The sequence below is a fragment of the Pseudonocardia alaniniphila genome (assembly GCF_022524485.1).
GTDB lineage: Bacteria > Actinomycetota > Actinomycetes > Mycobacteriales > Pseudonocardiaceae > Pseudonocardia > Pseudonocardia alaniniphila.
Map to the genome: position 1 here is coordinate 178,447 of NZ_JAKXMK010000012.1, position 23,508 is coordinate 201,954.

Genomic DNA, 23,508 nt, shown 5'->3' on the forward strand with positions numbered 1-23,508 from the left:
GCGCCAACCTGCTGAGGGAAGCGAGCTAAAAGTGGCACGGGACGTGCTGACGGACCTGGGCAAGGTCCGCAACATCGGCATCATGGCGCACATCGACGCCGGAAAGACCACCACCACCGAGCGGATCCTGTTCTACACCGGGGTCAACTACAAGATCGGTGAGGTCCACGACGGCGCGGCCACGATGGACTGGATGGAGGAGGAGCAGAAGCGCGGCATCACGATCACGTCCGCCGCCACCACCTGCTTCTGGAAAGACCACCAGATCAACCTCATCGACACCCCCGGGCACGTCGACTTCACCGTCGAGGTGGAGCGCAACCTGCGGGTGCTCGACGGCGCCGTCGCGGTCTTCGACGGCAAGGAGGGCGTGGAGCCGCAGTCCGAGCAGGTCTGGCGGCAGGCCACCAAGTACGACGTCCCGCGCATCTGCTTCGTCAACAAGATGGACAAGCTGGGCGCGGACTTCTACTTCACCGTCAGCACGATCCAGGACCGGCTGAACGCCAAGCCGCTGCCGATCCAGCTGCCCATCGGTTCCGAGAACGACTTCATCGGTGTCATCGACCTGGTCGAGATGCGCGCGCTCACGTGGCGCGGCGAGGTCCAGAAGGGCGAGGACTACGCGGTCGAGGAGATCCCCGCGGATCTCGCGGACCGTGCCGCCGAGTACCGCGAGAAGCTGGTCGAGGCCGTCGCCGAGACCGAGGACGAGCTCATGGAGCTCTACCTCGGTGGCGAGGAGCTCTCGATCGACCAGATCAAGCACGGTATCCGCAAGATCGTGCGGAACCGCAGTGCCTACCCGGTGCTGTGCGGCTCGGCGTTCAAGAACAAGGGCGTGCAGCCCCTGCTCGACGCCGTGATCGACTACCTGCCGTCGCCACTGGACCTGCCGCCCGTCGAGGGCACGCTGCAGGACGGGGAGACGGCGGCGAGTCGCAAGCCGGCCAAGGACGAGCCGTTCTCGGCGTTGGCCTTCAAGATCGCCGCGCACCCGTTCTTCGGCAAGCTGACCTACATCCGGGTGTACTCGGGCCGGGTCGCCGCGGGCTCCCAGGTCATCAACTCGACCAAGGACCGCAAGGAGCGCATCGGGAAGATTTTCCAGATGCACGCCAACAAGGAGAACCCGGTCGACGAGGCCATGGTCGGTCACATCTACGCGGTGATCGGCCTGAAGGACACCACCACCGGCGACACGCTCAGCGACCCGCAGGCGCCGATCGTGCTCGAGTCGATGACCTTCCCCGACCCGGTCATCCAGGTCGCGGTGGAGCCGAAGACCAAGGCCGACCAGGAGAAGCTGTCCACGGCGATCCAGAAGCTCGCCGAGGAGGACCCGACGTTCCAGGTCTCCCTGGACGAGGACTCCGGCCAGACCATCCTCGCCGGCATGGGTGAGCTGCACCTCGAGGTGCTGGTCAACCGCATGAAGAGCGACTTCAAGGTCGAGGCCAACATCGGCAAGCCTCAGGTGGCCTACCGCGAGACGATCCGCCGCGGGGTCGACAAGTACGAGTACACGCACAAGAAGCAGACCGGTGGGTCGGGCCAGTTCGCCCGGGTCATCATCAAGCTGGAGCCGCTCAACACGGCGGACGGTGCGCTGTACGAGTTCGAGAACAAGGTCACCGGTGGCCGCATCCCGCGGGAGTACATCCCGTCGGTGGACGCCGGCGCCCAGGACGCCATGCAGTACGGCGTGCTCGCGGGCTACCCGCTGGTCGGGATCAAGCTCACGCTGCTCGACGGTCAGTTCCACGAGGTCGACTCGTCCGAGATGGCCTTCAAGGTCGCCGGTTCGATGGCCCTGAAGGAGGCTGCGCGCAAGGCCGACCCGGCCCTGCTGGAGCCGATGATGGCCGTCGAGGTCACGACGCCCGAGGACTACATGGGCGACGTGATCGGCGACCTCAACTCCCGCCGTGGCCAGATCCAGGCCATGGAGGAGCGGGCTGGTGCCCGCGTCGTCAAGGCGCTGGTGCCGCTCTCCGAGATGTTCGGTTACGTCGGTGACCTCCGGTCGCGGACCCAGGGCCGGGCGAACTACACGATGGTCTTCGACTCCTACGCGGAGGTCCCGACCAACGTGGCCAAGGAGATCATCGCCAAGGCCACGGGCGAGTAAGAGGCACGTGCCGCGGACGGGTACCGTCCGCGGCTCGTACCGGCACCACTACACAGACGACCTGCCGTCAGCACGGCGGACACGTACACCAGTCCAGGAGGATCCCCCAGTGGCGAAGGCGAAGTTCGAGCGGACCAAGCCGCACGTCAACATCGGCACCATCGGTCACATCGACCACGGCAAGACCACGCTGACGGCGGCAATCACCAAGGTTTTGCACGACAAGTACCCGAACCTCAACGAGGCTTCGGCGTTCGACCAGATCGACAAGGCTCCCGAGGAGCGTCAGCGCGGTATCACCATCTCGATCGCGCACGTCGAGTACCAGACGGAGAAGCGCCACTACGCGCACGTCGATTGCCCCGGGCACGCCGACTACATCAAGAACATGATCACCGGTGCGGCGCAGATGGACGGCGCCATCCTGGTGGTCGCCGCCACCGACGGCCCCATGCCGCAGACGCGTGAGCACGTGCTGCTCGCCCGTCAGGTTGGGGTGCCCTACATCGTCGTGGCACTGAACAAGGCCGACATGGTCGACGACGAGGAGATCCTCGAGCTCGTCGAGCTGGAGGTCCGCGAGCTGCTGTCGTCGCAGGAGTACCCGGGCGACGACCTCCCGATCGTGCGTGTCTCGGCGCTCAAGGCGCTCGAGGGTGACGCCGAGTGGGGCGCCAAGCTGCTCGAGCTCATGGACGCGGTCGACGAGTCGATCCCGGAGCCGGAGCGCGACACCGAGAAGCCGTTCCTCATGCCCGTCGAGGACGTCTTCACGATCACCGGTCGCGGCACCGTGGTCACCGGCCGTATCGAGCGCGGCATCGTGAAGGTGAACGAGGAGGTTGAGATCGTCGGCATCCGCGAGAAGTCGACCAAGACCACCGTCACCGGTGTCGAGATGTTCCGCAAGATCCTCGACGAGGGTCGTGCGGGTGAGAACGTGGGTCTGCTCCTCCGCGGCATCAAGCGCGAGGACGTCGAGCGCGGCCAGGTCGTCGTCAAGCCGAACTCGATCACCCCGCACACGGAGTTCGAGGCGCAGGTCTACATCCTGTCCAAGGACGAGGGCGGCCGTCACACGCCGTTCTTCAACAACTACCGTCCGCAGTTCTACTTCCGCACCACGGACGTGACGGGCGTCGTGACCCTGCCCAGCGGCACCGAGATGGTCATGCCGGGCGACAACACCTCGATCAGCGTCTCGCTGATCCAGCCGATCGCCATGGAGGAGGGCCTGCAGCTCGCCATCCGCGAGGGCGGCCGCACCGTTGGCGCCGGTCAGGTCACGAAGATCAACAAGTAGGTAGTACCCCCGGTCGAGGGCGCCACGCTGACGTGTGGCATCCTTGACGGGTTGTGCGTAGGGCCTGGCGCGCGCAGATGTAGAAGTCCGCGCGCGCCAGGTTCGGACGCCGACCCTCGAGCACAGCGACCCCCAGGGGGACGCGGGTGATCCGGGAACCGGTCTGTGAGTACGGCGCGACACGCCCGACCTCGTGGACCGGAGCCATGCGGAGTGAGACCAACCGATGGAGGGCAGGGCTCCTCCACGTGTGCGCCACCCGGAGCACGCGTACATGAGCGGCAGGAAGAAGAGGACGACCGACGACCATGGCGGGACAAAAGATCCGCATCAGGCTGAAGGCCTATGACCACGAGGCCATCGACGCCTCCGCGCGCAAGATCGTGGAGACGGTCACGCGCACGGGTGCGCGGGTCGTCGGGCCGGTGCCGCTGCCGACGGAGAAGAACATCTACTGCGTCATCCGTTCGCCGCACAAGTACAAGGACTCGCGCGAGCACTTCGAGATGCGCACCCACAAGCGGCTGATCGACATCCTCGACCCGACGCCCAAGACGGTTGACGCGCTCATGCGCATCGACCTGCCGGCGAGCGTCGACGTCAACATCCAGTAGGGCTGACCGAGAAGATGACCGAGAGGCAGATCACCGGGATCCTGGGCACCAAGCTCGGGATGACCCAGGTCTTCGACGAGAACAACCGGGTGGTCCCGGTCACCGTGGTCCAGGCGGGCCCGAACGTGGTGACGCAGGTCCGCACCTCTGAGAACGACGGCTACACCGCCGTCCAGCTCGCCTACGGGGCGATCGACCCGCGCAAGGTGAACAAGCCGCGCACCGGCCACTTCAGCAAGGCGGGCGCCACGCCGCGCCGGCACCTGGTCGAGCTGCGCACCTCCGACGCGGGCGAGTACACGGTCGGCCAGGAGATCACCGCTTCGGTGTTCGACGCCGGCGCCGTGGTCGATGTCGTGGGCACCAGCAAGGGCAAGGGCACCGCGGGTGTCATGAAGCGCCACGGCTTCAAGGGCCTCGGCGCCAGCCACGGCACCCAGCGCAAGCACCGCTCGCCGGGCTCCATCGGCGGGTGTGCCACCCCGGGCCGGGTCTTCAAGGGTGTGCGGATGGCCGGGCGGATGGGCAACGCGCGCATCACCACACAGAACCTCACCGTGCACCGTGTCGACTCCGACAACGGCCTGCTGCTGATCAAGGGTGCGGTTCCCGGCCCTCGCGGTGGCCTCGTCGTGGTCAAGTCGGCCGCGAAGGGTGGTGCGAAGTAATGACCAGCGTCGAGATCCGCACGCCCGAGGGCACGGCCGGCGGCACCGTCGAGCTCCCCGCGCACGTCTTCGACGTCAGCGCGAACGTGCCGCTGATGCATCAGGTCGTGGTGGGCCAGCTCGCAGCTGCGCGGCAGGGCACCCACGACACGAAGACCCGTGGCGAGGTGCGCGGCGGTGGCAAGAAGCCGTACCGCCAGAAGGGCACCGGCCGCGCCCGCCAGGGCTCCACGCGCGCTCCGCAGTTCGCGGGCGGTGGCGTCGTCCACGGGCCCACGCCGCGTGACTACACGCAGAAGACCCCGAAGAAGATGAAGGCCGCCGCTCTGCGCGGCGCCCTCTCCGACCGGGCCAGGGCCGGCCTGGTGCACGTCGTCACCTCGCTGGTCACGGGCGACACCCCGTCCACGAAGGCGGCGCGCACCGCACTCACCACCGTGGCCGGCGGCGGTGACATCCGTGCGCTGGTGGTCGTCGGTCGCGACGACGAGGTGACGTGGCTGAGCCTGCGCAACCTCCCCACGGCGCACGTGATCGCGCCCGACCAGCTGAACACCTACGACGTGCTCGTCAACGACGTCGTGGTGTTCACGCAGGAGGCGCTCGACGCCTTCCTGTCCGGTCCGATCGCGGTGCCCACCAGGGCGTCCGCCGCGCGGGGCGCGGGCGAGGCCTCGTTCGGTCCGCAGAGCCACGCTCCGCTGGCCGACGGCTCGCAGCCGGAGGGTTTCCCGGTCAAGGGCGACGCCGAGGCGAAGCTCTACCACGTCCCGGGCAGCTCGTTCTACGCCCGCACGCAGGCTGAGGTCTGGTTCGCCTCCGCGGAGGCGGCCGAGGCAGCGGGGTTCCGGCAGCCGTCGTCGCAGCGCAAGGAGACCGCGGCGGACAGCGAAGAGGAGGCTGACCAGTGATCCCCGACCCGCGCGACATCCTGCTCGCGCCGGTGGTCTCGGAGAAGAGCTACGGGCTGCTCGACGAGCGCCAGTACACCTTCATCGTCCGACCGGACGCGAACAAGACGCAGATCAAGATCGCCGTGGAGAAGGTGTTCGGGGTCAAGGTGCTCAGCGTCAACACGCTGAACCGCCCGGGCAAGCGCAAGCGCTCCCGCACCGGATACGGCAAGCGCAAGGACACGAAGCGCGCGATCGTGACGCTCTCCGAGGAGAGCCGTGCGATCGACGTCTTCGGTGGCCGGGCGAGCTGAGGGGCTGACCGATGGGCATCCGCAAGTACAAGCCGACGACTCCGGGCCGTCGCGGCTCGAGCGTCTCCGACTTCGCCGAGATCACGCGGTCGACGCCCGAGAAGTCGCTGATCCGGCCGCTGCACAGCAAGGGCGGCCGCAACGTGCACGGGCGGGTCACCACCCGGCACCAGGGCGGCGGGCACAAGCGCGCGTACCGGGTGATCGACTTCCGGCGCAACGACAAGGACGGTGTGCCGGCCACGGTCGCGCACATCGAGTACGACCCGAACCGCACCAGCCGGATCGCGCTGCTGCACTACGCCGACGGCGAGAAGCGCTACATCATCGCGCCGGCGCGGCTGAAGCAGGGCGACAAGGTGGAGGCCGGTCCGCGGGCCGACATCAAGGTCGGCAACAACCTGCCGCTGCGCAACATCCCCACCGGCACCGTGGTGCACGCGATCGAGCTCCGCCCCGGCGGCGGCGCGAAGATCGCCCGCTCGGCCGGTTCGGGTGTGCAGCTCGTTGCCAAGGACGGCCCCTACGCGCAGCTGCGCATGCCGTCCGGCGAGATCCGCAACGTCGACGTGCGCTGCCGCGCCACCGTCGGCGAGGTGGGCAACGCCGAGCACTCCAACATCAACTGGGGCAAGGCGGGCCGCATGCGGTGGAAGGGCAAGCGCCCCACCGTCCGCGGTGTCGCCATGAACCCGGTCGACCACCCGCACGGTGGTGGTGAGGGTAAGACCTCGGGTGGCCGCCACCCGGTCAACCCGGCGGGCAAGCCCGAGGGCCGCACCCGTCACCGCAAGGCCAGTGATGCACTGATCGTCCGTCGCCGTCGCACCGGCAAGAAGCGCTGAGCAGGGAGGTAACCAATGCCGCGCAGCCTGAAGAAGGGCCCGTTCGTGGACGACCACCTGCTCAAGAAGGTGGACGCGCTCAACGAGTCGGGCAAGAAGACCGTCATCCGGACCTGGTCCCGGCGGTCCACGATCATCCCCGACATGATCGGCCACACGATTGCGGTGCACGACGGCCGCAAGCACGTGCCGGTCTTCGTGTCGGACTCGATGGTCGGCCACAAGCTCGGGGAGTTCGCGCCCACGCGCACCTTCCGGGGACACATCAAGGACGACCGCAAGGCGCGCAGGCGCTGACCGGTTCGAGTAGCGAAAGGGAAGGGTGAAAGGAAATCATGGCTGACAGCCAGAGCCCTGCCGCCGCGCTCGAGCCGGTTCGGGCGCGCGCGGTAGCGCGGTACGTGCACATGTCGCCGACCAAGGTGCGGCGCGTCGTCGCGCTGATCAAGGACCGGTCGGTGCAAGAGGCTCTCGACATCCTGCGGTTCTCGCCGCAGGCCGCCGCCGAGCCGCTGTTCAAGGTCGTCGCGAGCGCTGCGGCCAACGCAGAGAACAACCTCGACCTGGACCGCGACACCCTCGTGGTGGCCGCGGCCTACGCCGACGAGGGCCCGACGCTCAAGCGCATCCGGCCGCGCGCCCAGGGGCGTGCGTACCGCATCCGCAAGCGCACGAGCCACATCACCGTCGAGGTCGAGTCGCAGCCGGCGAAGGCCGGTCGTGGCGCACGCGGTGCGAGAGGGAGGACCCGCTGATGGGTCAGAAGATCAACCCGCACGGGTTCCGGCTCGGCATCACGACCGACTGGAAGTCGCGCTGGTACGCCGACAAGCAGTACGCCGAGTACGTCAAGGAGGACGTCGAGATCCGCCGCATGCTCTCCAAGGGCATGGAGCGGGCCGGCATCTCCAAGGTGGAGATCGAGCGCACGCGTGACCGTGTGCGGGTCGACATCCACACCGCGCGTCCCGGCATCGTCATCGGCCGCCGCGGCGCCGAGGCGGACCGCATCCGCGGGCAGCTCGAGAAGCTGACCAAGAAGCAGGTCCAGCTCAACATCCTCGAGGTCAAGAACTCCGAGTCGGACGCCCAGCTCGTCGCCCAGGGTGTGGCCGAGCAGCTCTCCAACCGTGTGGCCTTCCGCCGTGCGATGCGTAAGGCCATCCAGTCGGCCATGCGCTCGCCGCAGGTCAAGGGCATCCGGGTGCAGTGCTCCGGTCGTCTCGGCGGCGCGGAGATGTCGCGCTCGGAGTTCTACCGCGAGGGTCGGGTTCCGCTGCACACGCTGCGCGCCGACATCGAGTACGGCCTGTTCGAGGCCCGCACCACGTTCGGCCGTATCGGCGTCAAGGTGTGGATCTACAAGGGTGACGTCGTGGGTGGTCGCCGCGAGGGTGCTCCCGCGGCCGCTCCGAACGCCGAGCGCGCTCCGCGGCGCGAGCGTCCGCAGCGTCGCCGTTCGGGCGCGTCGGGCACCACCGGCACGAGCACCGAGGCCGGGCGGGCCGCCGCCGAGCGTGCCGACGCCCCGGGCAACCAGGGCGGCGTCGCCACCATCGAGTCCGACCAGACCGCTCCGCAGACTGGTGGGGAGAGCTGACCCATGCTGATCCCACGCAAGGTGAAGCACCGCAAGCAGCACCGGCCGCACCGCACCGGCGCCGCTTCCGGCGGCACCAACGTGACGTTCGGTGACCTCGGCATCCAGGCTCTCGAGCCGGCCTACGTCACCAACCGGCAGATCGAGTCCGCTCGTATCGCCATCAACCGGCACATCCGCCGTGGTGGCAAGGTCTGGATCAACATCTTCCCGGACCGCCCGCTCACCAAGAAGCCTGCCGAGACCCGCATGGGTTCCGGCAAGGGCTCGCCGGAGAAGTGGGTGGCGAACGTGAAGCCCGGCCGGGTGCTGTTCGAGATGAGCTACCCCAACGAGCAGACCGCTCGCGAGGCCCTGCGTCGCGCGATCCACAAGCTGCCGATGAAGTGCCGGATCGTGACCCGTGAGGGTGGTGACATCTGATGGCCGCTACGACCACCGCCGCCGAGCTGCGTGAGCTCACCGACGAGGAGCTCGTGCTGCGCGTGCGGGAGGCCAAGGAGGAGCTGTTCAACCTCCGCTTCCAGATGGCCACTGGGCAGCTGGACAACAACCGGCGGCTGCGTACCGTCCGGCACGACATCGCGCGGATCTACACGATCATGCGTGAGCGCGAGCTGGGCCTGTCTGCCGCCCCGAGCGAGGATGGCGAGGGCGCGGCATGAGTGAGTCAGCCAAGACGCCGCCGAAGACGGTGGAGCGTGCGGAGCGGAAGGTCCGTGAGGGCCTGGTCGTGTCCGACAAGATGGACAAGACGATCGTGGTCTCCCTCGAGGACCGCGTGAAGCACCCGATGTACGGCAAGGTCATCCGCCGGACGAGCAAGGTCAAGGCACACGACGAGGCCAACACGGCCGGCGTCGGCGACCGCGTCCGGCTGATGGAGACCCGCCCGCTGTCGGCCACCAAGCGCTGGCGGCTGGTGGAGATCCTGGAGAAGGCGAAGTGATCCAGCAGGAGTCGCGGCTGCGCGTCGCCGACAACACCGGTGCCAAGGAGATCCTTTGCATCCGGGTGCTGGGCGGTTCGGCGCGACGCTACGCAGGAATCGGCGACACGATCGTCGCCACGGTGAAGGACGCCATCCCGGGCGCCGGGGTGAAGCGCGGTGACGTCGTCAAGGCCGTCATCGTGCGTACCGTCAAGGAGCGGCGCCGGCCGGACGGGTCCTACATCCGGTTCGACGAGAACGCCGCCGTGCTCATCAAGCCCGACGGCGAGCCGCGGGGGACCCGCATCTTCGGCCCGGTCGGTCGCGAGCTTCGCGACAAGCGGTTCATGAAGATCATCTCCCTCGCCCCGGAGGTGCTTTGACATGAAGATCAAGAAGGGCGACACCGTGCAGGTGATCGCCGGCAAGGACAAGGGAGCCAAGGGCAAGGTCATCCAGGCCTACCCCGAGCGTGACCGCGTTCTGGTCGAGGGCGTGAACCGGATCAAGAAGCACACCCGGATCAGCCAGAACCAGCGTGGTGCGCAGTCCGGCGGAATCGTCACGCAGGAGGCGGCCATTCACGTCTCCAACGTGATGCTGGTCGACGGTGACGGCAAGCCGACCCGAGTGGGCAAGAAGACCACCGACGACGGCAAGCGCGTCCGGATCTCCCGGCGTTCCGGGAAGGAAATCTGATGACCACCGCAGAACGCGTGGCTCCGCGGCTCAAGCAGCGCTACAAGGAGCAGATCGCGGGCGAGCTGCGCGAGGAGTTCTCCCTCGCCAACGTCATGCAGATCCCCGGCGTGGTGAAGGTCGTCGTCAACATGGGTGTCGGCGACGCCGCCCGCGACGCGAAGCTCATCGACGGCGCGGTCCGCGACCTGGCCACCATCACGGGCCAGAAGCCGCAGATCCGCCGGGCCACCAAGTCGATCGCGCAGTTCAAGCTGCGCGAGGGCATGCCCATCGGGGCGAAGGTGACCCTCCGGGGCGACCGCATGTGGGAGTTCCTGGACCGCCTGCTCACAATCGCGCTGCCCCGTATCCGCGACTTCCGCGGCCTGTCGCCGAACCAGTTCGACGGCCGGGGCAACTACACGTTCGGTCTCAACGAGCAGTCGATGTTCCACGAGATCGACCCCGACTCGATCGACCGGCCGCGCGGCATGGACATCACGGTCGTCACGACAGCCACGACCGACGAGGAAGGCCGGGCGCTGCTGCGCAAGCTCGGCTTCCCCTTCAGGGAGGCGTGAGATGACTACGACGACGCTTGCTCGGCTTCCCCTACTGCCTGTCTGGGAGGCGTGAGATGGCCAAGAAGGCGCTCATCATCAAGGCGGCGGCCACGCCGAAGTTCAAGGTCCGCGGCTACACCCGCTGCCAGAAGTGCGGGCGGCCGCGTGCCGTGCTGCGCAAGTTCGGCCTGTGCCGGATCTGCGTGCGCGACATGGCGCACGCCGGCGAGCTGCCGGGCGTCAGCAAGTCCTCCTGGTAATTCCGTTCGCCGAAGGCCCCAGAGGGGAACCACGGCGGGAAAGTGACGACGTCACATGACGATGACCGATCCGATCGCAGACATGCTCACTCGTCTGCGCAACGCCAACTCGGCGTACCACGACCGCGTGGTCATGCCGCATTCCAAGCTCAAGGTGTCGATCGCGGAGATCCTCCAGAAGGAGGGTTACATCGCGTCGCACAGCGTCGAGGACGCCGAGGTCGGCAAGTCCCTGGTCATCGAGCTGAAGTACGGGCGCAACCGCGAGCGCAGCATCGCGGGCCTGCGCCGGGTCTCCAAGCCCGGCCTGCGGGTCTACGCCAAGTCCACGAACCTGCCCCGGGTCCTCGGCGGCCTCGGCGTCGCGATCATCTCGACGTCGAGCGGCCTGCAGACCGACCAGCAGGCGAAGAAGAACGGCGTGGGCGGGGAAGTCCTCGCCTACGTCTGGTGAGGGGGTAACACCATGTCCCGTATCGGGAAGCTGCCCGTCACCGTGCCGTCCGGGGTGGACGTGACCATCGACGGCCGCACGGTGACGGTCAAGGGGCCCAAGGGCACCCTGTCGCACACCGTGATCGAGCCGATCACCATCGAGCGCGACGAGACCGGCACCGTCGTTCTCAAGCGCCCGGACGACGAGCGCCGCAACAAGGCCATGCACGGCTTGTCCCGCACGCTCGTCAACAACCTCGTCGTCGGTGTCACGAACGGCTACGAGAAGAAGCTGGAGATCCACGGCGTCGGTTACCGCGTGGCGCTCAAGGGCTCCTCGCTGGAGTTCGCGCTCGGGTTCAGCCACCCCGTCGTGATCGAGGCCCCGGAGGGCATCACGTTCCGGGTGGAGACGCCCACCCGGTTCTCGGTCTCCGGCATCGACAAGCAGTTGGTCGGTGAGGTCGCCGCCAACATCCGCAAGCTGCGCAAGCCCGACCCGTACAAGGGCAAGGGCGTGCGCTACGCCGGCGAGGTCATCCGCCGCAAGGTCGGAAAGACGGGTAAGTGAGCATGGCCGAGACGATTTCCGCCAACGCCAGGAAGCGCACCGCTTCCCAGGTGTCGAGCAAGCGCCGCATCGCGCGCACCCGTCGGCACGACCGGCTGCGCAAGAAGGTCAGCGGCAGCGCCGAGCGTCCGCGCCTGGCCGTCAACCGGAGCTCGCGGCACATGGTCGTGCAGCTCATCGACGACCTGGCCGGCCACACGCTGGTCTCGGCGTCGACGATGGAGGCCGACGTCAGGACCCTCGAGGGCGACAAGAAGGCCCGCGCGGCCAAGGTCGGCGAGCTGGTGGCCGCCCGTGCCCGCGAGGCCGGCGTCACCGCGGTGGTGTTCGACCGGGGTGGCTACCGCTACCACGGCCGGATCGCCGCGCTGGCAGACGCCGCTCGCGAGGGCGGCCTGGAGTTCTGATGAAGATCGAGATGATGGAAGGGAACGTCTGATGCCGGGACGCGCACGGCGTGACGGCGGAGGGCCCGGTGGCGAGCGCAGCAACAGCGGCGACCGCCGGGACCGCCGGGACGGAGGCCGTGGCGGGGCGGCCCAGGACAAGACCCCGTACATCGAGCGACTGGTCACGATCAACCGTGTGGCCAAGGTCGTCAAGGGTGGTCGGCGCTTCAGCTTCACCGCGCTGATGATCGTCGGCGACGGCGACGGCCTCGTGGGCGTCGGCTACGGCAAGGCGAAGGAGGTGCCGGCCGCGATCGCCAAGGGCGTGGAGGAGGCGAAGAAGAACTTCTTCCGCGTCCCCCGCATCGGCGGCACGATCGTGCACCGTGTGCAGGGCGAGGCCGCTGCAGGCGTCGTGCTGCTGCGCCCGGCCAGCCCCGGTACCGGTGTCATCGCCGGTGGTCCGGTGCGCGCCGTTCTGGAGTGCGCCGGCATCCACGACGTCCTCTCCAAGTCGCTGGGCAGCGACAACGCGATCAACGTCGTGCACGCCACGATCGCCGCGTTGAAGCAGATCCAGCGTCCGGAGGAGGTGGCGGCCCGCCGTGGCCTGCCGCTCGAGGACGTGGCTCCGGCGCAGATGCTCCGGGCGCGCGCCGCTGCGGCGCAGGGTGCGAGGTCGTGATGGCCACTTCCACCGACGCCACCGCGCAGAGCACGCCCACCAGCAGCACGAAGCTCGTGGTCACCCAGGTGCGTAGCACCATCGGTGCCAAGGCGAACCAGCGTGCCACGCTGAAGTCACTCGGGCTGCGCAAGATCCGCCAGACGGTCGAGCGGGACGACACCCCGCAGATCCGCGGCATGATCCACACCGTTCGCCACCTGGTGACGGTCGAGGAGGTCGGCTCCTGATGAGCACGATCAAGATCCACCACCTGCGCCCGGCCCCGGGAGCCAAGACGGCGAAGACCCGGGTCGGCCGTGGTGAGGGCAGCAAGGGCAAGACGGCCGGTCGCGGCACCAAGGGCAGCAAGGCCCGCAAGAACGTGCCTGCCGGCTTCGAGGGTGGGCAGATGCCGATCCACATGCGGCTGCCCAAGCTCAAGGGTTTCAAGAACCGTTTCCGCGTCGAGTTCCAGGTGGTGAACGTGGGCGACCTCGCCCAGCTGTTCCCCTCCGGCGGCACGGTGGGCCCGGATGACCTGGCCGCGGCCGGCGCTGTCCGGCGCAACCAGCCGGTCAAGGTGCTGGGCAACGGGGACATCGACGTCGCGCTGACAGTGAGCGCGCACGCCTTCTCCGGCAGCGCCCGTGACAAGATCGCGGCTGCTGGCGGAGCCGTCACCGAGCTGTAGTTCGGTGCCCGTTCGGTGCGGACCGGCGCCAATGCGCCGGTCCGCGCCGTGGGGGCGACACGGCCGCTGTTACAGTCGTCTCCGCCCGGTGCCGCCACAGGCCGGGTGCGCGCCACGCTCGCGGGCGCTGTCCGCCCGGGCGATCCGGGCCGGAGCGGGCCACCAGTACAGGAGGATCACCGAGTGCTCAGCGCTTTCCGGTCGGCACTGACCACGCCGGATCTCCGGAAGAAGATCCTCTTCACTCTCGGGATCGTGGCCGTCTACCGCCTCGGGGCGACGATCCCGTCACCCGGCGTCTCGTACCCCAACGTTCAGGAATGCATCCGGCAGGTCGAGGGCAGCGAGAACTCGGGTGTCTACTCGCTGATCAACCTGTTCTCCGGCGGCGCGCTGCTGCAGCTGTCGATCTTCGCGCTCGGCATCATGCCGTACATCACCGCGAGCATCATCATCCAGCTGCTCACCGTCGTGATTCCCCGGTTCGAGCAGCTGAAGAAGGAAGGGCAGTCGGGTCAGAACAAGCTGACCCAGTACACCCGCTACCTGACGATCGCGCTCGCCATTCTCCAGGCCACGGGAATCGTGGCACTGGCCGACCGCGGAGCGCTCTTCGGCAACTGCTCCCTGCCGGTCATCCCCGACTCAAGCGTTTACCAGCTCTCGGTCATCGTCATCGTGATGACGGCGGGCACCGCGGTCATCATGTGGCTGGGCGAGCAGGTCACCGAGCGCGGCATCGGCAACGGCATGTCGCTTCTGATCTTCGCCTCGATCGCGGCCCGTATTCCGGCCGAGGGTGCCAACATCCTCAACAACGGCGCACTGATCTTCATCGGCGTCTGCATCTTCGGTCTCGCGATCATTGCGAGCGTCGTGTTCGTCGAGCAGGGCCAGCGCCGCATTCCGGTGCAGTACGCGAAGCGCATGGTCGGCCGCCGGATGTACGGCGGCACCTCCACCTACCTGCCGCTCAAGGTCAACCAGGCAGGTGTCATCCCGGTGATCTTCGGATCGTCGCTGCTCTATCTCCCCGACCTCATCTCGCGGCTGGCCGGAAGTTCCGGCGGCCCGTTCCAGCAGTTCGTCCAGACCTACCTGGTCGATCAGTCAAGCTGGGTGCACATCGTCCTGTACGTCGCGCTCATCATCTTCTTCACGTACTTCTACGTCGGCATCACGTTCAACCCTGAGGAACGTGCCGACGAGATGAAGAAGTTCGGCGGCTTCATCCCCGGGATCAGGCCCGGGCGGCCGACCGCCGAGTACCTGAACTTCGTGCTCTCCCGCATCACGCTCCCCGGCTCCCTGTATCTCGGCATCATCGCCGTGCTGCCGAACTTCTTCCTCGGCATCACCGGTAGTGGCCAGAACCAGAACTTCCCGTTCGGCGGCACGGCGGTACTGATCATGGTCGGCGTGGGTCTCGACACGGTCAAACAGATCGAGAGCCAGCTCATGCAACGCAGGTACGACGGTTTCCTGCGCTAGCGTCGGCTGTTCGGGCATTGTCGTGTTGGGGTTCGATATCAGGAGGTCGGTCGAGTGCGTCTCGTTCTGGTTGGTCCGCCGGGAGCGGGCAAGGGCACCCAGGCGGTGCGACTCGCGGAACGTCTGGACGTGCCGCACATCTCCACGGGTGATCTCTTCCGGGCGAACCTGAAGGACGAGACGGAACTCGGGCGCGAGGCGAAGCGGTACATGGATGCCGGCGATCTCGTGCCCGACGAGGTCACGGTCGCGATGGTGCGCGAACGCCTCACCCACGACGATGCCGCGAAGGGCTTCATCCTCGACGGTTTCCCGCGCACGCGGAGCCAGGCGAGGTCGCTCGGCGAACTGCTCTCCGAGCGAGGCGAAGACCTCGACGCCGTCGTCGAGTTCCAGGTGCCGGAGGACGAGCTGGTGCGCCGGCTGATGGGCCGGGGCCGTGACGACGACACCGAAGACGTCATCCGCCGCCGTCAGCAGGTCTACCGCAGCGAGACCGCTCCACTTCTCGACCACTACAGCGATCGGCTCGTCAGCGTCGACGCCGTCGGCTCTGTCGAGGAGATCACCGATCGAGTGGCCCAGGCGCTACGCACACAATGACGAAAGGCTCGCAATGAGCGGGGGACGTACTGGCGTCCGGGGTTTGCTGGCTCGCTGGCGTGGCAGGGACATCGAGCTGAAGAGCCCGGACGAGCTGGATGCGATGCGGGCCGCGGGCGGCCTGGTTGCGGGCACGCTCGCTGCCGTCATCGAGCTGGCGCGTCCGGGGGTCACCACCAAGGAACTGGACGCGCTGGCCGAGCAGACCATTCGCGACGCCGGTGCGATCCCCTCGTTCCTCGGCTACCACGGTTACCCGGCCTCGATCTGCGCGTCCGTGAACGAGCAGATCGTGCACGGCATCCCGTCCGCCTCTCAGGTGCTCGCCGACGGTGACCTCGTGTCGGTGGACTGCGGGGCGATCCTGGAGGGCTGGCACGGCGACGCCGCCGTCACGATCCTGGTCGGGGCGGTCTCCGACGCCGACCGGGCGCTGTCGGCGGCCTGCGAGGCCGCGCTCCAGGCCGGTATCGCCGCGGTCCGGCCGGGCGACCGGCTCTCCGACATCTCACACGCCGTGCAGACGGCCTCGGAGGAGGCCGGCAAGCGCGACGGGGTGAACTACGGGATCGTCGCCGAGTACGGCGGCCACGGCATCGGCACGTCCATGCACATGGACCCGTTCCTGCCGAACTTCGGTGACCCGGGCCAGGGCCCCCGGCTGGTGCCGGGGATGGCGCTGGCTGTGGAGCCGATGCTCACGGCGGGCGACCCGGAGACCCGTGAGCTGGACGACGGGTGGACGGTGGTCACCGCTGACGGCAGCCGTGCCGTGCACTGGGAGCACACCGTCGCGATCACGGAGGACGGGCCCCGCGTCCTCACGCTTCCGCTGGACTGATCTCCCCCTCGCCCCGTCGGCGCTGGTAGGGCATTCTTAATCGGTCGAGCTTCGCATCCAGGAACTGACCGCCCACACGTATCTCCTGATTGGCCGTTCCCTGGGCTAGGCTCCTGTCCTGTGAATACAGAATCCACAGTACCGCGGCGCACGACCGTGGGGGTGCCTCGCGAGTCCGCCGCCGGTGAGCGCCGTGTCGCCCTGGTGCCGAAGGTCGTCGAGAAACTCCGGTCGCGGGGTGTGGAGGTCGTGGTCGAGTCCGGGGCGGGCCTGGGCGCGTTGATCCCGGACGAGGTGTACACCGCGGCCGGGGCCACGATCGGCGACCCCTGGTCGGCCGACGCCGTGGTCAAGGTGGCGCTACCCACGGCCGAGGAGATCGGGCGGCTCCGGTCGGGTGCCACCCTGATCGGCTTCCTGGCTCCGCTGACCTCGCCCGACACGATCGCCGCGCTCAAGGACGCCGGGGTACAGGCGTTCGCGATGGAGTCGATCCCGCGGATCTCGCGAGCACAGTCGATGGACGCGCTGTCCTCGCAGGCGAACGTGGCCGGCTACAAGGCGGTGCTGCTGGCGGCCGAGAAGGCCACGCGGTTCTTCCCGATGCTCACCACTGCGGCGGGCACCGTGAAGCCGGCCACGGCGCTGGTGCTGGGCGTCGGGGTCGCAGGGCTGCAGGCGCTCGCCACGGCCAAGCGGCTCGGTGCGCGGACCACCGGCTACGACGTGCGTCCTGAGGTGGCCGACCAGGTGCGCTCGCTCGGTGCGCAGTGGCTGGACCTCGGGATCGAGGCGGTCGGCGAGGGCGGCTACGCGCGGGAGCTCACCGAGGACGAGCGGGCCGAGCAGCAGAAGCGGCTCGAGGAGGCGATCACCGGGTTCGACGTGGTGATCACCACCGCCAACGTTCCCGGCCGGAAGGCACCCACGCTGGTCACAGCCGCGGCCGTGGAGGGCATGCGTCCCGGCAGCGTGGTCGTCGACCTGGCAGGGGAGAGCGGCGGCAACTGCGAGCTGACGGAGCCGGGCGAGGTCGTCGTCAAGCACGACGTCACGATCGCGTCGCCGCTCAACCTGCCCGCCACGATGCCCGAGCACGCCTCGGAGCTGTACTCCCGCAACGTCTCGGCCTTGCTGGAGTTGATGCTGAAGGACGGCGACGGCGGGGTCACGCTTGCGCCGGATTGGAACGACGAGGTGCTCGCAAAGTCCTGCGTCACCCGTGTCGAGGCCACCACTGCGAGTGGGGGAGAGGCGTGATGGAGAGCGGACTGCTCGCGAACATCGCGATCCTGGTGCTGGCCGGCTTCGTCGGCTTCGCCGTGATCTCGAAGGTGCCGAACACCTTGCACACTCCGCTCATGTCGGGCACGAACGCGATCCACGGGATCGTGCTGCTCGGCGGGCTGATCGTGCTGGGCCACCTGGAGAACCCGTCGGTGATCGACCAGATCATCCTGGTCATCGCCATCGCGTTCGGCATGATCAACGTTATCGGTGGGTTCCTGGTGACCGACCGGATGCTGGGCATGTTCAAGGCCAAGCCGGATGCCCGGCAGGCGCCGTCCGCTGAGAAGGCGGCGACCAACGGGAAGGGCCACTGATGGAGATGCTCGTCCCGGTTCTCTACATCATCGCGTTTGCGCTCTTCATCTACGGCCTGATGGGCCTGACCGGCCCGAAGACGGCGGTGCGTGGCAACTGGATCGCCGCGGTCGGTATGACGATCGCGGTGGTGGCCACTCTGCTGGAGGTCCGACACAACTGGGTGTTGATCATCATCGGTCTGGTGGTCGGCGCCGCACTGGGCATCCCGTCCGCGCGTCAGGTCAAGATGACCGCGATGCCGCAGATGGTGGCGCTGTTCAACGGCGTCGGTGGTGGGGCGGTGGCACTCATCGCCTGGTCGGAGTTCCGTACCAGCGAGGGTTTCCTCTCCGAGCCCGGATACGTGGTCGTGGCGTCGCTGTTCGCCGCGATCATCGGGTCGATCTCGTTCTGGGGCTCGCTGATCGCGTTCGGGAAGCTGCAGGAGATCCTGCCGGGCCGCCCGATCGGGCTGGGCAAGGCCCAGCAGTTCGTCAACGGGCTCCTCTTGTTGGCCGCCGTAGCGTGTGCCGTGGTTGCCGGGATGGGCGGCGCCCCCGAGATCTGGATCATCGGGCTGCTCGTGCTCGCAGCGGTGCTCGGCGTGCTGGTGGTGCTGCCGATCGGCGGCGCGGACATGCCGGTCGTGATCTCGCTGCTCAACGCCCTGACGGGGCTCTCGGCCGCCGCGGCAGGGCTCGCCTTGAACAACACCGCGATGATCGTGGCAGGCATGATCGTCGGCGCGTCCGGTTCGATCCTCACCAACCTGATGGCCAAGGCGATGAACCGGTCGATCCCGGCGATCGTCGCGGGCGGCTTCGGTGGCACCACTACCCTGCCCGGCGCGGACGACGGCGTCGACCGCACGGTGAAGGCGACCAGCGCGGCCGATGCGGCGATCCAGATGGCGTACGCGTCGCAGGTGATCGTCGTGCCCGGCTACGGGATGGCGGTGGCGCAGGCGCAGCACGCCGTGAAGGACATGGCCAAGCTGCTCGAGGCCAAGGGCGTGGAGGTCAAGTACGCGATCCACCCGGTCGCGGGCCGGATGCCGGGGCACATGAACGTGCTGCTGGCCGAGGCCGACGTCTCCTACGACGCGCTCAAGGAGATGGACGACATCAACGACGAGTTCTCCCGCACCGACGTCACATTGGTGATCGGGGCGAACGACGTCACCAACCCCGCGGCGCGCACCGACCCGAGCTCGCCGATCCACGGGATGCCGATCCTCAACGTCGACGAGAGCCGCTCGGTGATCGTGCTGAAGCGGTCGATGAACAGCGGCTTCGCCGGCATCGACAACCCGCTCTTCTACGCCGAGAACACCTCGATGCTCTTCGGTGACGCGAAGAAGAGCGTCTCCGAGGTGACCGAGGAGCTCAAGGCCTTGTAGCTCCCACTACGACACCAGCGCCCCCGCCCGGATCCACCGGGCGGGGGCGCTGTTCGTTCTACGTCAGCAGCAGCGGCTGCCGGGCGTGGCGTCCTTCGCGTCGATCCGACGGCGTTCGAACTCCCGGCGCGACAGCGGCGCTGTGCCGGCGTGCTCGCGGGCGTGCCGTTCGAGATACCGGTCGTACTGGTTCTCGCCGGTGAGCTCCCGCAGGTACCACAGAATGCCGCGTACGGCCGTCCTCACGACCGTTCCCCGGCTCCGGTGAGGGTCCGCTTGTCCTCGGCCCTGCCGATGAAGCCCGACGGAGTCGCGATCTTCGACAGCACGGCGGGCGCTTCCGCGTTGGCGAGCGGCACCGGCGAGTTCAGCGCGCGGTACCAGATCACCATGGCGTTGGCGATCACGATGATGATCAAGATCGCGAACAGGGCAGAGAGAATGCCGTCGACCGTGGAGTTGACGACGACAGCCTGCATATCGGCGATGCTCTTGGCGGGTGCGAGCACCTGCCCCTGGTCCAGCGCCGCGGCGTACCTCTCGCGTTGGGCGAAGAAGCCGAGCGTCGGATCGGGCGAGAACACCTTCTGGTAGCTCGCCGTGAGCGTCACCGCGACGTCCCACGCCAGCGGAATGCCCGTGACCCAGGCCCACTTCGCCCGCCCGGACTTGATCAGCAGCGTGGTGCAGACCGTCAGCGCAACCGCGGCCAGCAGCTGGTTGGCGATTCCGAACAGCGGGAAGAGCTGGTTGATCCCGCCGAGCGGGTCGGTGACGCCGGCGTAGAGGAAGTAGCCCCACGCCGCCACGACGACGGCGCTGGTGGCCCACATGCCCGGCTTCCAGTTCACGTTGGCCATCGGCTTGTAGACGTTGCCGAGGGTGTCCTGGAGCATGTACCGCCCGACCCGGGTGCCCGCGTCCACCGTGGTGAGGATGAACAGGGCCTCGAACATGATCGCGAAGTGGTACCAGAACGCCTTGAGCGCGTCGCCGCCGAAGGCACCGGAGAAGATCTCCGACATGCCGACGGCCAGCGTGGGCGCACCGCCCGTCCTGGCGATCAGCGTGCTCTCCTGCACCGCCGCGGCGGCCGCGGTGAGCGCCTCCGGGGTGATCGTGAAGCCAAGGTTGCTCACGGCCTGCGACGCCGACTCCACCGTGGTGCCGAGCAGGCCTGCGGGCGCATTCATCGCGAAGTACAGGCCGGGGTCGAGGATGGACGCCGCGATCAGCGCCATGATCGCGACGAACGACTCCATCAGCATCGCGCCGTAGCCGATGAGCCGGACCTGCGACTCCTTCTGGATCAGCTTCGGAGTGGTGCCGGACGCGATCAGCGCGTGGAAGCCGGAGAGCGCCCCACAGGCGATCGTGATGAACACGAACGGGAACAGCGACCCGGCGAACACCGGCCCGTCCCCGGTGAACGCGAACTCGGTGAAGGCGGGGGTGTTCAGCATCGGCGCGGTGATCAGCACGCCGACCGCGAGCAGCACGATCGTGCCGATCTTCATGAACGTCGACAGGTAGTCCCGCGGCGCGAGCAGCATCCACACCGGCAGCACCGACGCCGCGAATCCGTAGATCACCAGGCAGATCACCAGCGTGCGCGGGTCGAGCGTGAAGGCAGCCGCCCAGCTGGAGTCCTGCACCCACCCGCCGGCCACGATGGCGAGCAGCAGCATCGCGACACCGATGATGCTGGTCTCGACGACCTTCCCGGGCCGGATGACGCGCATGTAGTAGCCCATGAACAGCGCGATCGGGATGGTCATCGCGATGGAGAACGTGCCCCACGGCGACTTCGCGAGCGCGTTGACGACCACCAGTGCGAGCACGGCCAGAAGGATGATCATGATGGCGAACACGGCGATCAGTGCCGCGGCCCCACCGATCGGGCCGATCTCGTCACGTGCCATCTGGCCGAGGCTCTTGCCGTCGCGCCGCATGGAGAAGAAGAGCGTGACCATGTCCTGCACGGCGCCGGCGAGGATGACACCGACGATGATCCAGATCGTGCCGGGCAGGTAACCCATCTGCGCAGCGAGCACGGGACCCACCAGCGGGCCTGCCCCGGCGATCGCCGCGAAGTGGTGGCCGAACAGCACGCGGCGGTCCATCGGCTGGAAGTCGGTGCCGTTGTCGAGCCGCTCGCCCGGTGTGGCCCGGGTGTCGTCGGCCCGCAGCACCTTCTTGACGATGAACCGCGCATAGAACCGGTAGGCGATGGCGTAGGAGCCGAGCGCGGCGATGACCAGCCAGACCGCGGAGATCTGTTCTCCCCGCGAGAGGGCGAGCACACCCCATGCGATGGCACCGAGGATGGCCACCCCGGTCCAGATCAGTATCGAGCGCGGGCTCATTCGTGACCGCGCCTCCTGCAGCGCCGTCATGTGAGACCACCCCGGGCCGTCCCGCCGCACGGGCGGCCCCTGCGTTGCAGCATCGCCACCATCGGTTCTCCCCCGCCTCCGCGGCGCCGTCGCCGCGGCGTCTGATGCAGTAGGAGCAGACACGTGCCCCTATCGGATGACATCCGCGCGAAGATTGTGCGCTTTCTTCCGCCGTTTGGACACACGTAGTAGTCGGTTCGCCAGATGCGGTGTTGCGCGTTCGGAGGGCCGTGCTCTGGTGACCCTTACGCCTCGGGATCGGGAGTGTCGAGGGGGTGGGCGATCTCGTCGGCGGGCAGCCGCCAGCCCACGATCGCCGCCACCGCGAGGAACACCGGGATGGCGCCTGCCAGCACGAACGTCATCGGGACGCCGAGCCACTCGCCGGCCGGACCGGCGAGTGCCATCGACACCGGCATGAGCGCGAGCGACACGAAGAAGTCGAGGCTGGAGACGCGTCCGAGCAGGTGCCGGGGAACCCGGCGCTGCAGCAGCGTGCCCCAGATGACCATCGCGGCCGCGCCCGTGAAGCCGACGACGAACGTGGCCACTGCCATGACCCACAGCTGCCGCGTGACACCGAGCAGCATCAACGGCGCAGCGCCCGCGCCCCAGAGCAGGATCATCGCGGTGAGGTACCGCCGGGGCAGCCGCAACGACGACACGGCGAGCGAGCCGACGGCGCCACCGATCCCGAACGCGGCGAGGACGAGGGCGAAGCTGCTGGCGCCGCCGCCCGTCTGGTCGCGCACGGCGAAGGGCAGCAGCACCTCGATCGGGCCGATCAACACGAGGACGTACAGCGAGGCGAAGGCGAGTGTGGCGAACAGCCACCCGGTGCGGAACAGGTAGCGGAAACCCTCTGCCAGGTCGTCGAGAACCGGGCTGCGAGCCTCCTCGTCCGGGACGACCGGTGCGGCGCGCATGGCGATCAGCGCCACGAGCGCGAGCGCGTAGATGCCGGCTGCGAGCAGCAACGACACCCCTGGCACGAACCACCCGATGACCAGGGCGGCCAGCGCCGGGCCGAGTGCCTGCTGAGCAATGGGCCGGAGGGTGCCCTCGACGCCGTTGGCAGCGAGCAGTTCGTCCGGGGGCAGCAGGGTGGGCAGGATCGCCGAGTAGGCGGGGTAGAAGAAGGCTTCGGCGGCGCCGATGACGAAGGAGATCACCGCCAGGTGCCACAGTTGCAGGCCGCCGGTGACGGCGAGCGCGCCGGCGAACCCTGCGGAGGCGATCCGGACGACCTCCACCCCGATCATGACGGCGCGTTTGGGTAACCGGTCGGCGGCCACGCCCCCGATCAGCACGCTCACGAGCAGCCCGGCGCTCGCGGCGGCGGCCACGAGGGACAGCTCGGACGGGCCACCGTCCAGCGCGATGACCTGGTACACGATCGCGACGAGCCACAGACCGCTCGCGAAGAGCGAGGCCGCCATCGAGGCCGCCAGCAACCGGTACTCGCGGTGGGCGAACGGGCGCAGCGCGCGGGGAAGCCGGACGGCTCGGGCTTCGGGGGCCGGGGAGGTTTCCTTCATCACCGTTCCAACGAACTACGTGAACAGGACTTCAAGTCAAGAAATGGGCGAAACGGGCCGCGCGGACCTTAGCCCGACCGGGGTGCGGCAAGCGCGT

At 68.2% G+C, this 23,508-nt stretch carries 32 protein-coding genes; 29 read left to right on the forward strand and 3 right to left on the reverse strand.

Features of this window, described 5'->3' with window-relative positions; genetic code table 11:
• Positions 1–31: 31 nt before the first annotated feature.
• From fusA to MMF94_RS16120, 29 genes are all read left to right on the forward strand, one after another.
• Positions 32–2,131, forward strand: a complete 2,100-nt coding sequence (gene fusA, locus MMF94_RS15980) for an elongation factor G (RefSeq protein WP_241037436.1) — start codon at positions 32–34, stop codon at positions 2,129–2,131.
• Between the two features lie 109 nt (positions 2,132–2,240).
• A complete protein-coding gene (gene tuf, locus MMF94_RS15985; protein ID WP_241037437.1) occupies positions 2,241–3,434 on the forward strand; it encodes an elongation factor Tu in 1,194 nt (397 codons plus the stop codon).
• Positions 3,435–3,742: 308 nt separating this feature from the next.
• A complete protein-coding gene (rpsJ, locus tag MMF94_RS15990; RefSeq protein WP_040804197.1) occupies positions 3,743–4,048 on the forward strand; it encodes a 30S ribosomal protein S10 in 306 nt (101 codons plus the stop codon).
• A gap of 14 nt (positions 4,049–4,062) precedes the next feature.
• The gene (rplC, locus tag MMF94_RS15995) at positions 4,063–4,716 is read left to right on the forward strand and encodes a 50S ribosomal protein L3 (protein WP_241037439.1); all 654 of its coding nucleotides are present in this window, start codon (positions 4,063–4,065) and stop codon (positions 4,714–4,716) included.
• Complete coding sequence (gene rplD, locus MMF94_RS16000; protein WP_465269971.1) at positions 4,716–5,627, forward strand: 50S ribosomal protein L4, sunset domain variant; 912 nt, start codon at positions 4,716–4,718, stop codon at positions 5,625–5,627. Before rplC ends, rplD begins: the two co-directional genes overlap by 1 nt.
• Positions 5,624–5,923: a 50S ribosomal protein L23 gene (gene rplW, locus MMF94_RS16005; RefSeq protein WP_241037441.1), complete on the forward strand. Its 300-nt coding sequence runs from the start codon at positions 5,624–5,626 to the stop codon at positions 5,921–5,923. Before rplD ends, rplW begins: the two co-directional genes overlap by 4 nt.
• 11 nt (positions 5,924–5,934) lie before the next feature.
• Positions 5,935–6,768: a 50S ribosomal protein L2 gene (rplB, locus tag MMF94_RS16010; protein WP_241037443.1), complete on the forward strand. Its 834-nt coding sequence runs from the start codon at positions 5,935–5,937 to the stop codon at positions 6,766–6,768.
• Positions 6,769–6,783: 15 nt separating this feature from the next.
• Positions 6,784–7,065: a 30S ribosomal protein S19 gene (gene rpsS, locus MMF94_RS16015; RefSeq protein WP_020622935.1), complete on the forward strand. Its 282-nt coding sequence runs from the start codon at positions 6,784–6,786 to the stop codon at positions 7,063–7,065.
• Positions 7,066–7,103: 38 nt separating this feature from the next.
• Positions 7,104–7,523 (forward strand): 50S ribosomal protein L22, encoded by a 420-nt coding sequence (rplV, locus tag MMF94_RS16020; protein WP_241037444.1) that lies wholly within the window; start codon positions 7,104–7,106, stop codon positions 7,521–7,523.
• A complete protein-coding gene (gene rpsC, locus MMF94_RS16025) occupies positions 7,523–8,368 on the forward strand; it encodes a 30S ribosomal protein S3 (RefSeq protein WP_241037446.1) in 846 nt (281 codons plus the stop codon). The genes rplV and rpsC overlap by 1 nt, the downstream gene beginning before the upstream one ends.
• Before the next feature lie 3 nt (positions 8,369–8,371).
• Entirely contained in the window at positions 8,372–8,791 is a 420-nt protein-coding gene (gene rplP, locus MMF94_RS16030; protein WP_241037447.1) for a 50S ribosomal protein L16, read from the forward strand.
• Positions 8,791–9,033 (forward strand): 50S ribosomal protein L29, encoded by a 243-nt coding sequence (rpmC, locus tag MMF94_RS16035; protein ID WP_241037448.1) that lies wholly within the window; start codon positions 8,791–8,793, stop codon positions 9,031–9,033. The genes rplP and rpmC overlap by 1 nt, the downstream gene beginning before the upstream one ends.
• Positions 9,030–9,317 (forward strand): 30S ribosomal protein S17, encoded by a 288-nt coding sequence (gene rpsQ, locus MMF94_RS16040; RefSeq protein ID WP_241037449.1) that lies wholly within the window; start codon positions 9,030–9,032, stop codon positions 9,315–9,317. Before rpmC ends, rpsQ begins: the two co-directional genes overlap by 4 nt.
• Positions 9,314–9,682: a 50S ribosomal protein L14 gene (gene rplN, locus MMF94_RS16045; RefSeq protein ID WP_241037450.1), complete on the forward strand. Its 369-nt coding sequence runs from the start codon at positions 9,314–9,316 to the stop codon at positions 9,680–9,682. Before rpsQ ends, rplN begins: the two co-directional genes overlap by 4 nt.
• Position 9,683: 1 nt before the next feature.
• A complete protein-coding gene (gene rplX / locus MMF94_RS16050) occupies positions 9,684–9,998 on the forward strand; it encodes a 50S ribosomal protein L24 (RefSeq protein WP_241037451.1) in 315 nt (104 codons plus the stop codon).
• Positions 9,998–10,561, forward strand: a complete 564-nt coding sequence (rplE, locus tag MMF94_RS16055; RefSeq protein WP_241037452.1) for a 50S ribosomal protein L5 — start codon at positions 9,998–10,000, stop codon at positions 10,559–10,561. The genes rplX and rplE overlap by 1 nt, the downstream gene beginning before the upstream one ends.
• A gap of 56 nt (positions 10,562–10,617) precedes the next feature.
• The gene (locus tag MMF94_RS16060; protein ID WP_241037454.1) at positions 10,618–10,803 is read left to right on the forward strand and encodes a type Z 30S ribosomal protein S14; all 186 of its coding nucleotides are present in this window, start codon (positions 10,618–10,620) and stop codon (positions 10,801–10,803) included.
• A 55-nt stretch (positions 10,804–10,858) separates the two neighbouring features.
• A complete protein-coding gene (gene rpsH / locus MMF94_RS16065) occupies positions 10,859–11,257 on the forward strand; it encodes a 30S ribosomal protein S8 (RefSeq protein WP_241037455.1) in 399 nt (132 codons plus the stop codon).
• Positions 11,258–11,269: 12 nt separating this feature from the next.
• Positions 11,270–11,809: a 50S ribosomal protein L6 gene (gene rplF, locus MMF94_RS16070; protein ID WP_241037457.1), complete on the forward strand. Its 540-nt coding sequence runs from the start codon at positions 11,270–11,272 to the stop codon at positions 11,807–11,809.
• A 2-nt stretch (positions 11,810–11,811) separates the two neighbouring features.
• Positions 11,812–12,216 (forward strand): 50S ribosomal protein L18, encoded by a 405-nt coding sequence (gene rplR, locus MMF94_RS16075; RefSeq protein WP_241037458.1) that lies wholly within the window; start codon positions 11,812–11,814, stop codon positions 12,214–12,216.
• A 31-nt stretch (positions 12,217–12,247) separates the two neighbouring features.
• Entirely contained in the window at positions 12,248–12,883 is a 636-nt protein-coding gene (gene rpsE / locus MMF94_RS16080; RefSeq protein WP_241037459.1) for a 30S ribosomal protein S5, read from the forward strand.
• Positions 12,883–13,113, forward strand: a complete 231-nt coding sequence (gene rpmD / locus MMF94_RS16085) for a 50S ribosomal protein L30 (protein ID WP_241037460.1) — start codon at positions 12,883–12,885, stop codon at positions 13,111–13,113. Before rpsE ends, rpmD begins: the two co-directional genes overlap by 1 nt.
• Positions 13,113–13,556: a 50S ribosomal protein L15 gene (gene rplO / locus MMF94_RS16090; protein ID WP_241037461.1), complete on the forward strand. Its 444-nt coding sequence runs from the start codon at positions 13,113–13,115 to the stop codon at positions 13,554–13,556. The genes rpmD and rplO overlap by 1 nt, the downstream gene beginning before the upstream one ends.
• Positions 13,557–13,739: 183 nt before the next feature.
• Entirely contained in the window at positions 13,740–15,047 is a 1,308-nt protein-coding gene (gene secY / locus MMF94_RS16095; RefSeq protein WP_241037462.1) for a preprotein translocase subunit SecY, read from the forward strand.
• Between the two features lie 54 nt (positions 15,048–15,101).
• Positions 15,102–15,650: an adenylate kinase gene (locus MMF94_RS16100; protein WP_241037463.1), complete on the forward strand. Its 549-nt coding sequence runs from the start codon at positions 15,102–15,104 to the stop codon at positions 15,648–15,650.
• Between the two features lie 13 nt (positions 15,651–15,663).
• A complete protein-coding gene (map, locus tag MMF94_RS16105) occupies positions 15,664–16,491 on the forward strand; it encodes a type I methionyl aminopeptidase (RefSeq protein WP_241037464.1) in 828 nt (275 codons plus the stop codon).
• Between the two features lie 162 nt (positions 16,492–16,653).
• Positions 16,654–17,751 carry a Re/Si-specific NAD(P)(+) transhydrogenase subunit alpha gene (locus tag MMF94_RS16110; protein WP_241037467.1) on the forward strand — a complete coding sequence of 366 codons (1,098 nt, stop codon included), beginning with the start codon at positions 16,654–16,656 and terminating at the stop codon, positions 17,749–17,751.
• A complete protein-coding gene (locus tag MMF94_RS16115) occupies positions 17,751–18,095 on the forward strand; it encodes an NAD(P) transhydrogenase subunit alpha part 2 (protein WP_241037470.1) in 345 nt (114 codons plus the stop codon). Before MMF94_RS16110 ends, MMF94_RS16115 begins: the two co-directional genes overlap by 1 nt.
• On the forward strand, positions 18,095–19,477 hold the full coding sequence (locus MMF94_RS16120; RefSeq protein WP_241037471.1) for an NAD(P)(+) transhydrogenase (Re/Si-specific) subunit beta: 1,383 nt from the start codon (positions 18,095–18,097) through the stop codon (positions 19,475–19,477). Before MMF94_RS16115 ends, MMF94_RS16120 begins: the two co-directional genes overlap by 1 nt.
• 63 nt (positions 19,478–19,540) lie before the next feature.
• On the opposite strand, the gene MMF94_RS16125 is transcribed toward MMF94_RS16120, so the two are convergent.
• From MMF94_RS16125 to MMF94_RS16135, 3 genes are all read right to left on the reverse strand, one after another.
• A complete protein-coding gene (locus MMF94_RS16125) occupies positions 19,541–19,723 on the reverse strand; it encodes a YbdD/YjiX family protein (RefSeq protein WP_241037472.1) in 183 nt (60 codons plus the stop codon).
• Entirely contained in the window at positions 19,720–21,873 is a 2,154-nt protein-coding gene (locus tag MMF94_RS16130) for a carbon starvation CstA family protein (protein ID WP_241037473.1), read from the reverse strand. The genes MMF94_RS16125 and MMF94_RS16130 overlap by 4 nt, the downstream gene beginning before the upstream one ends.
• Before the next feature lie 245 nt (positions 21,874–22,118).
• Positions 22,119–23,411 (reverse strand): MFS transporter, encoded by a 1,293-nt coding sequence (locus tag MMF94_RS16135; protein ID WP_241037474.1) that lies wholly within the window; start codon positions 23,409–23,411, stop codon positions 22,119–22,121.
• Positions 23,412–23,508 lie beyond the last annotated feature (97 nt).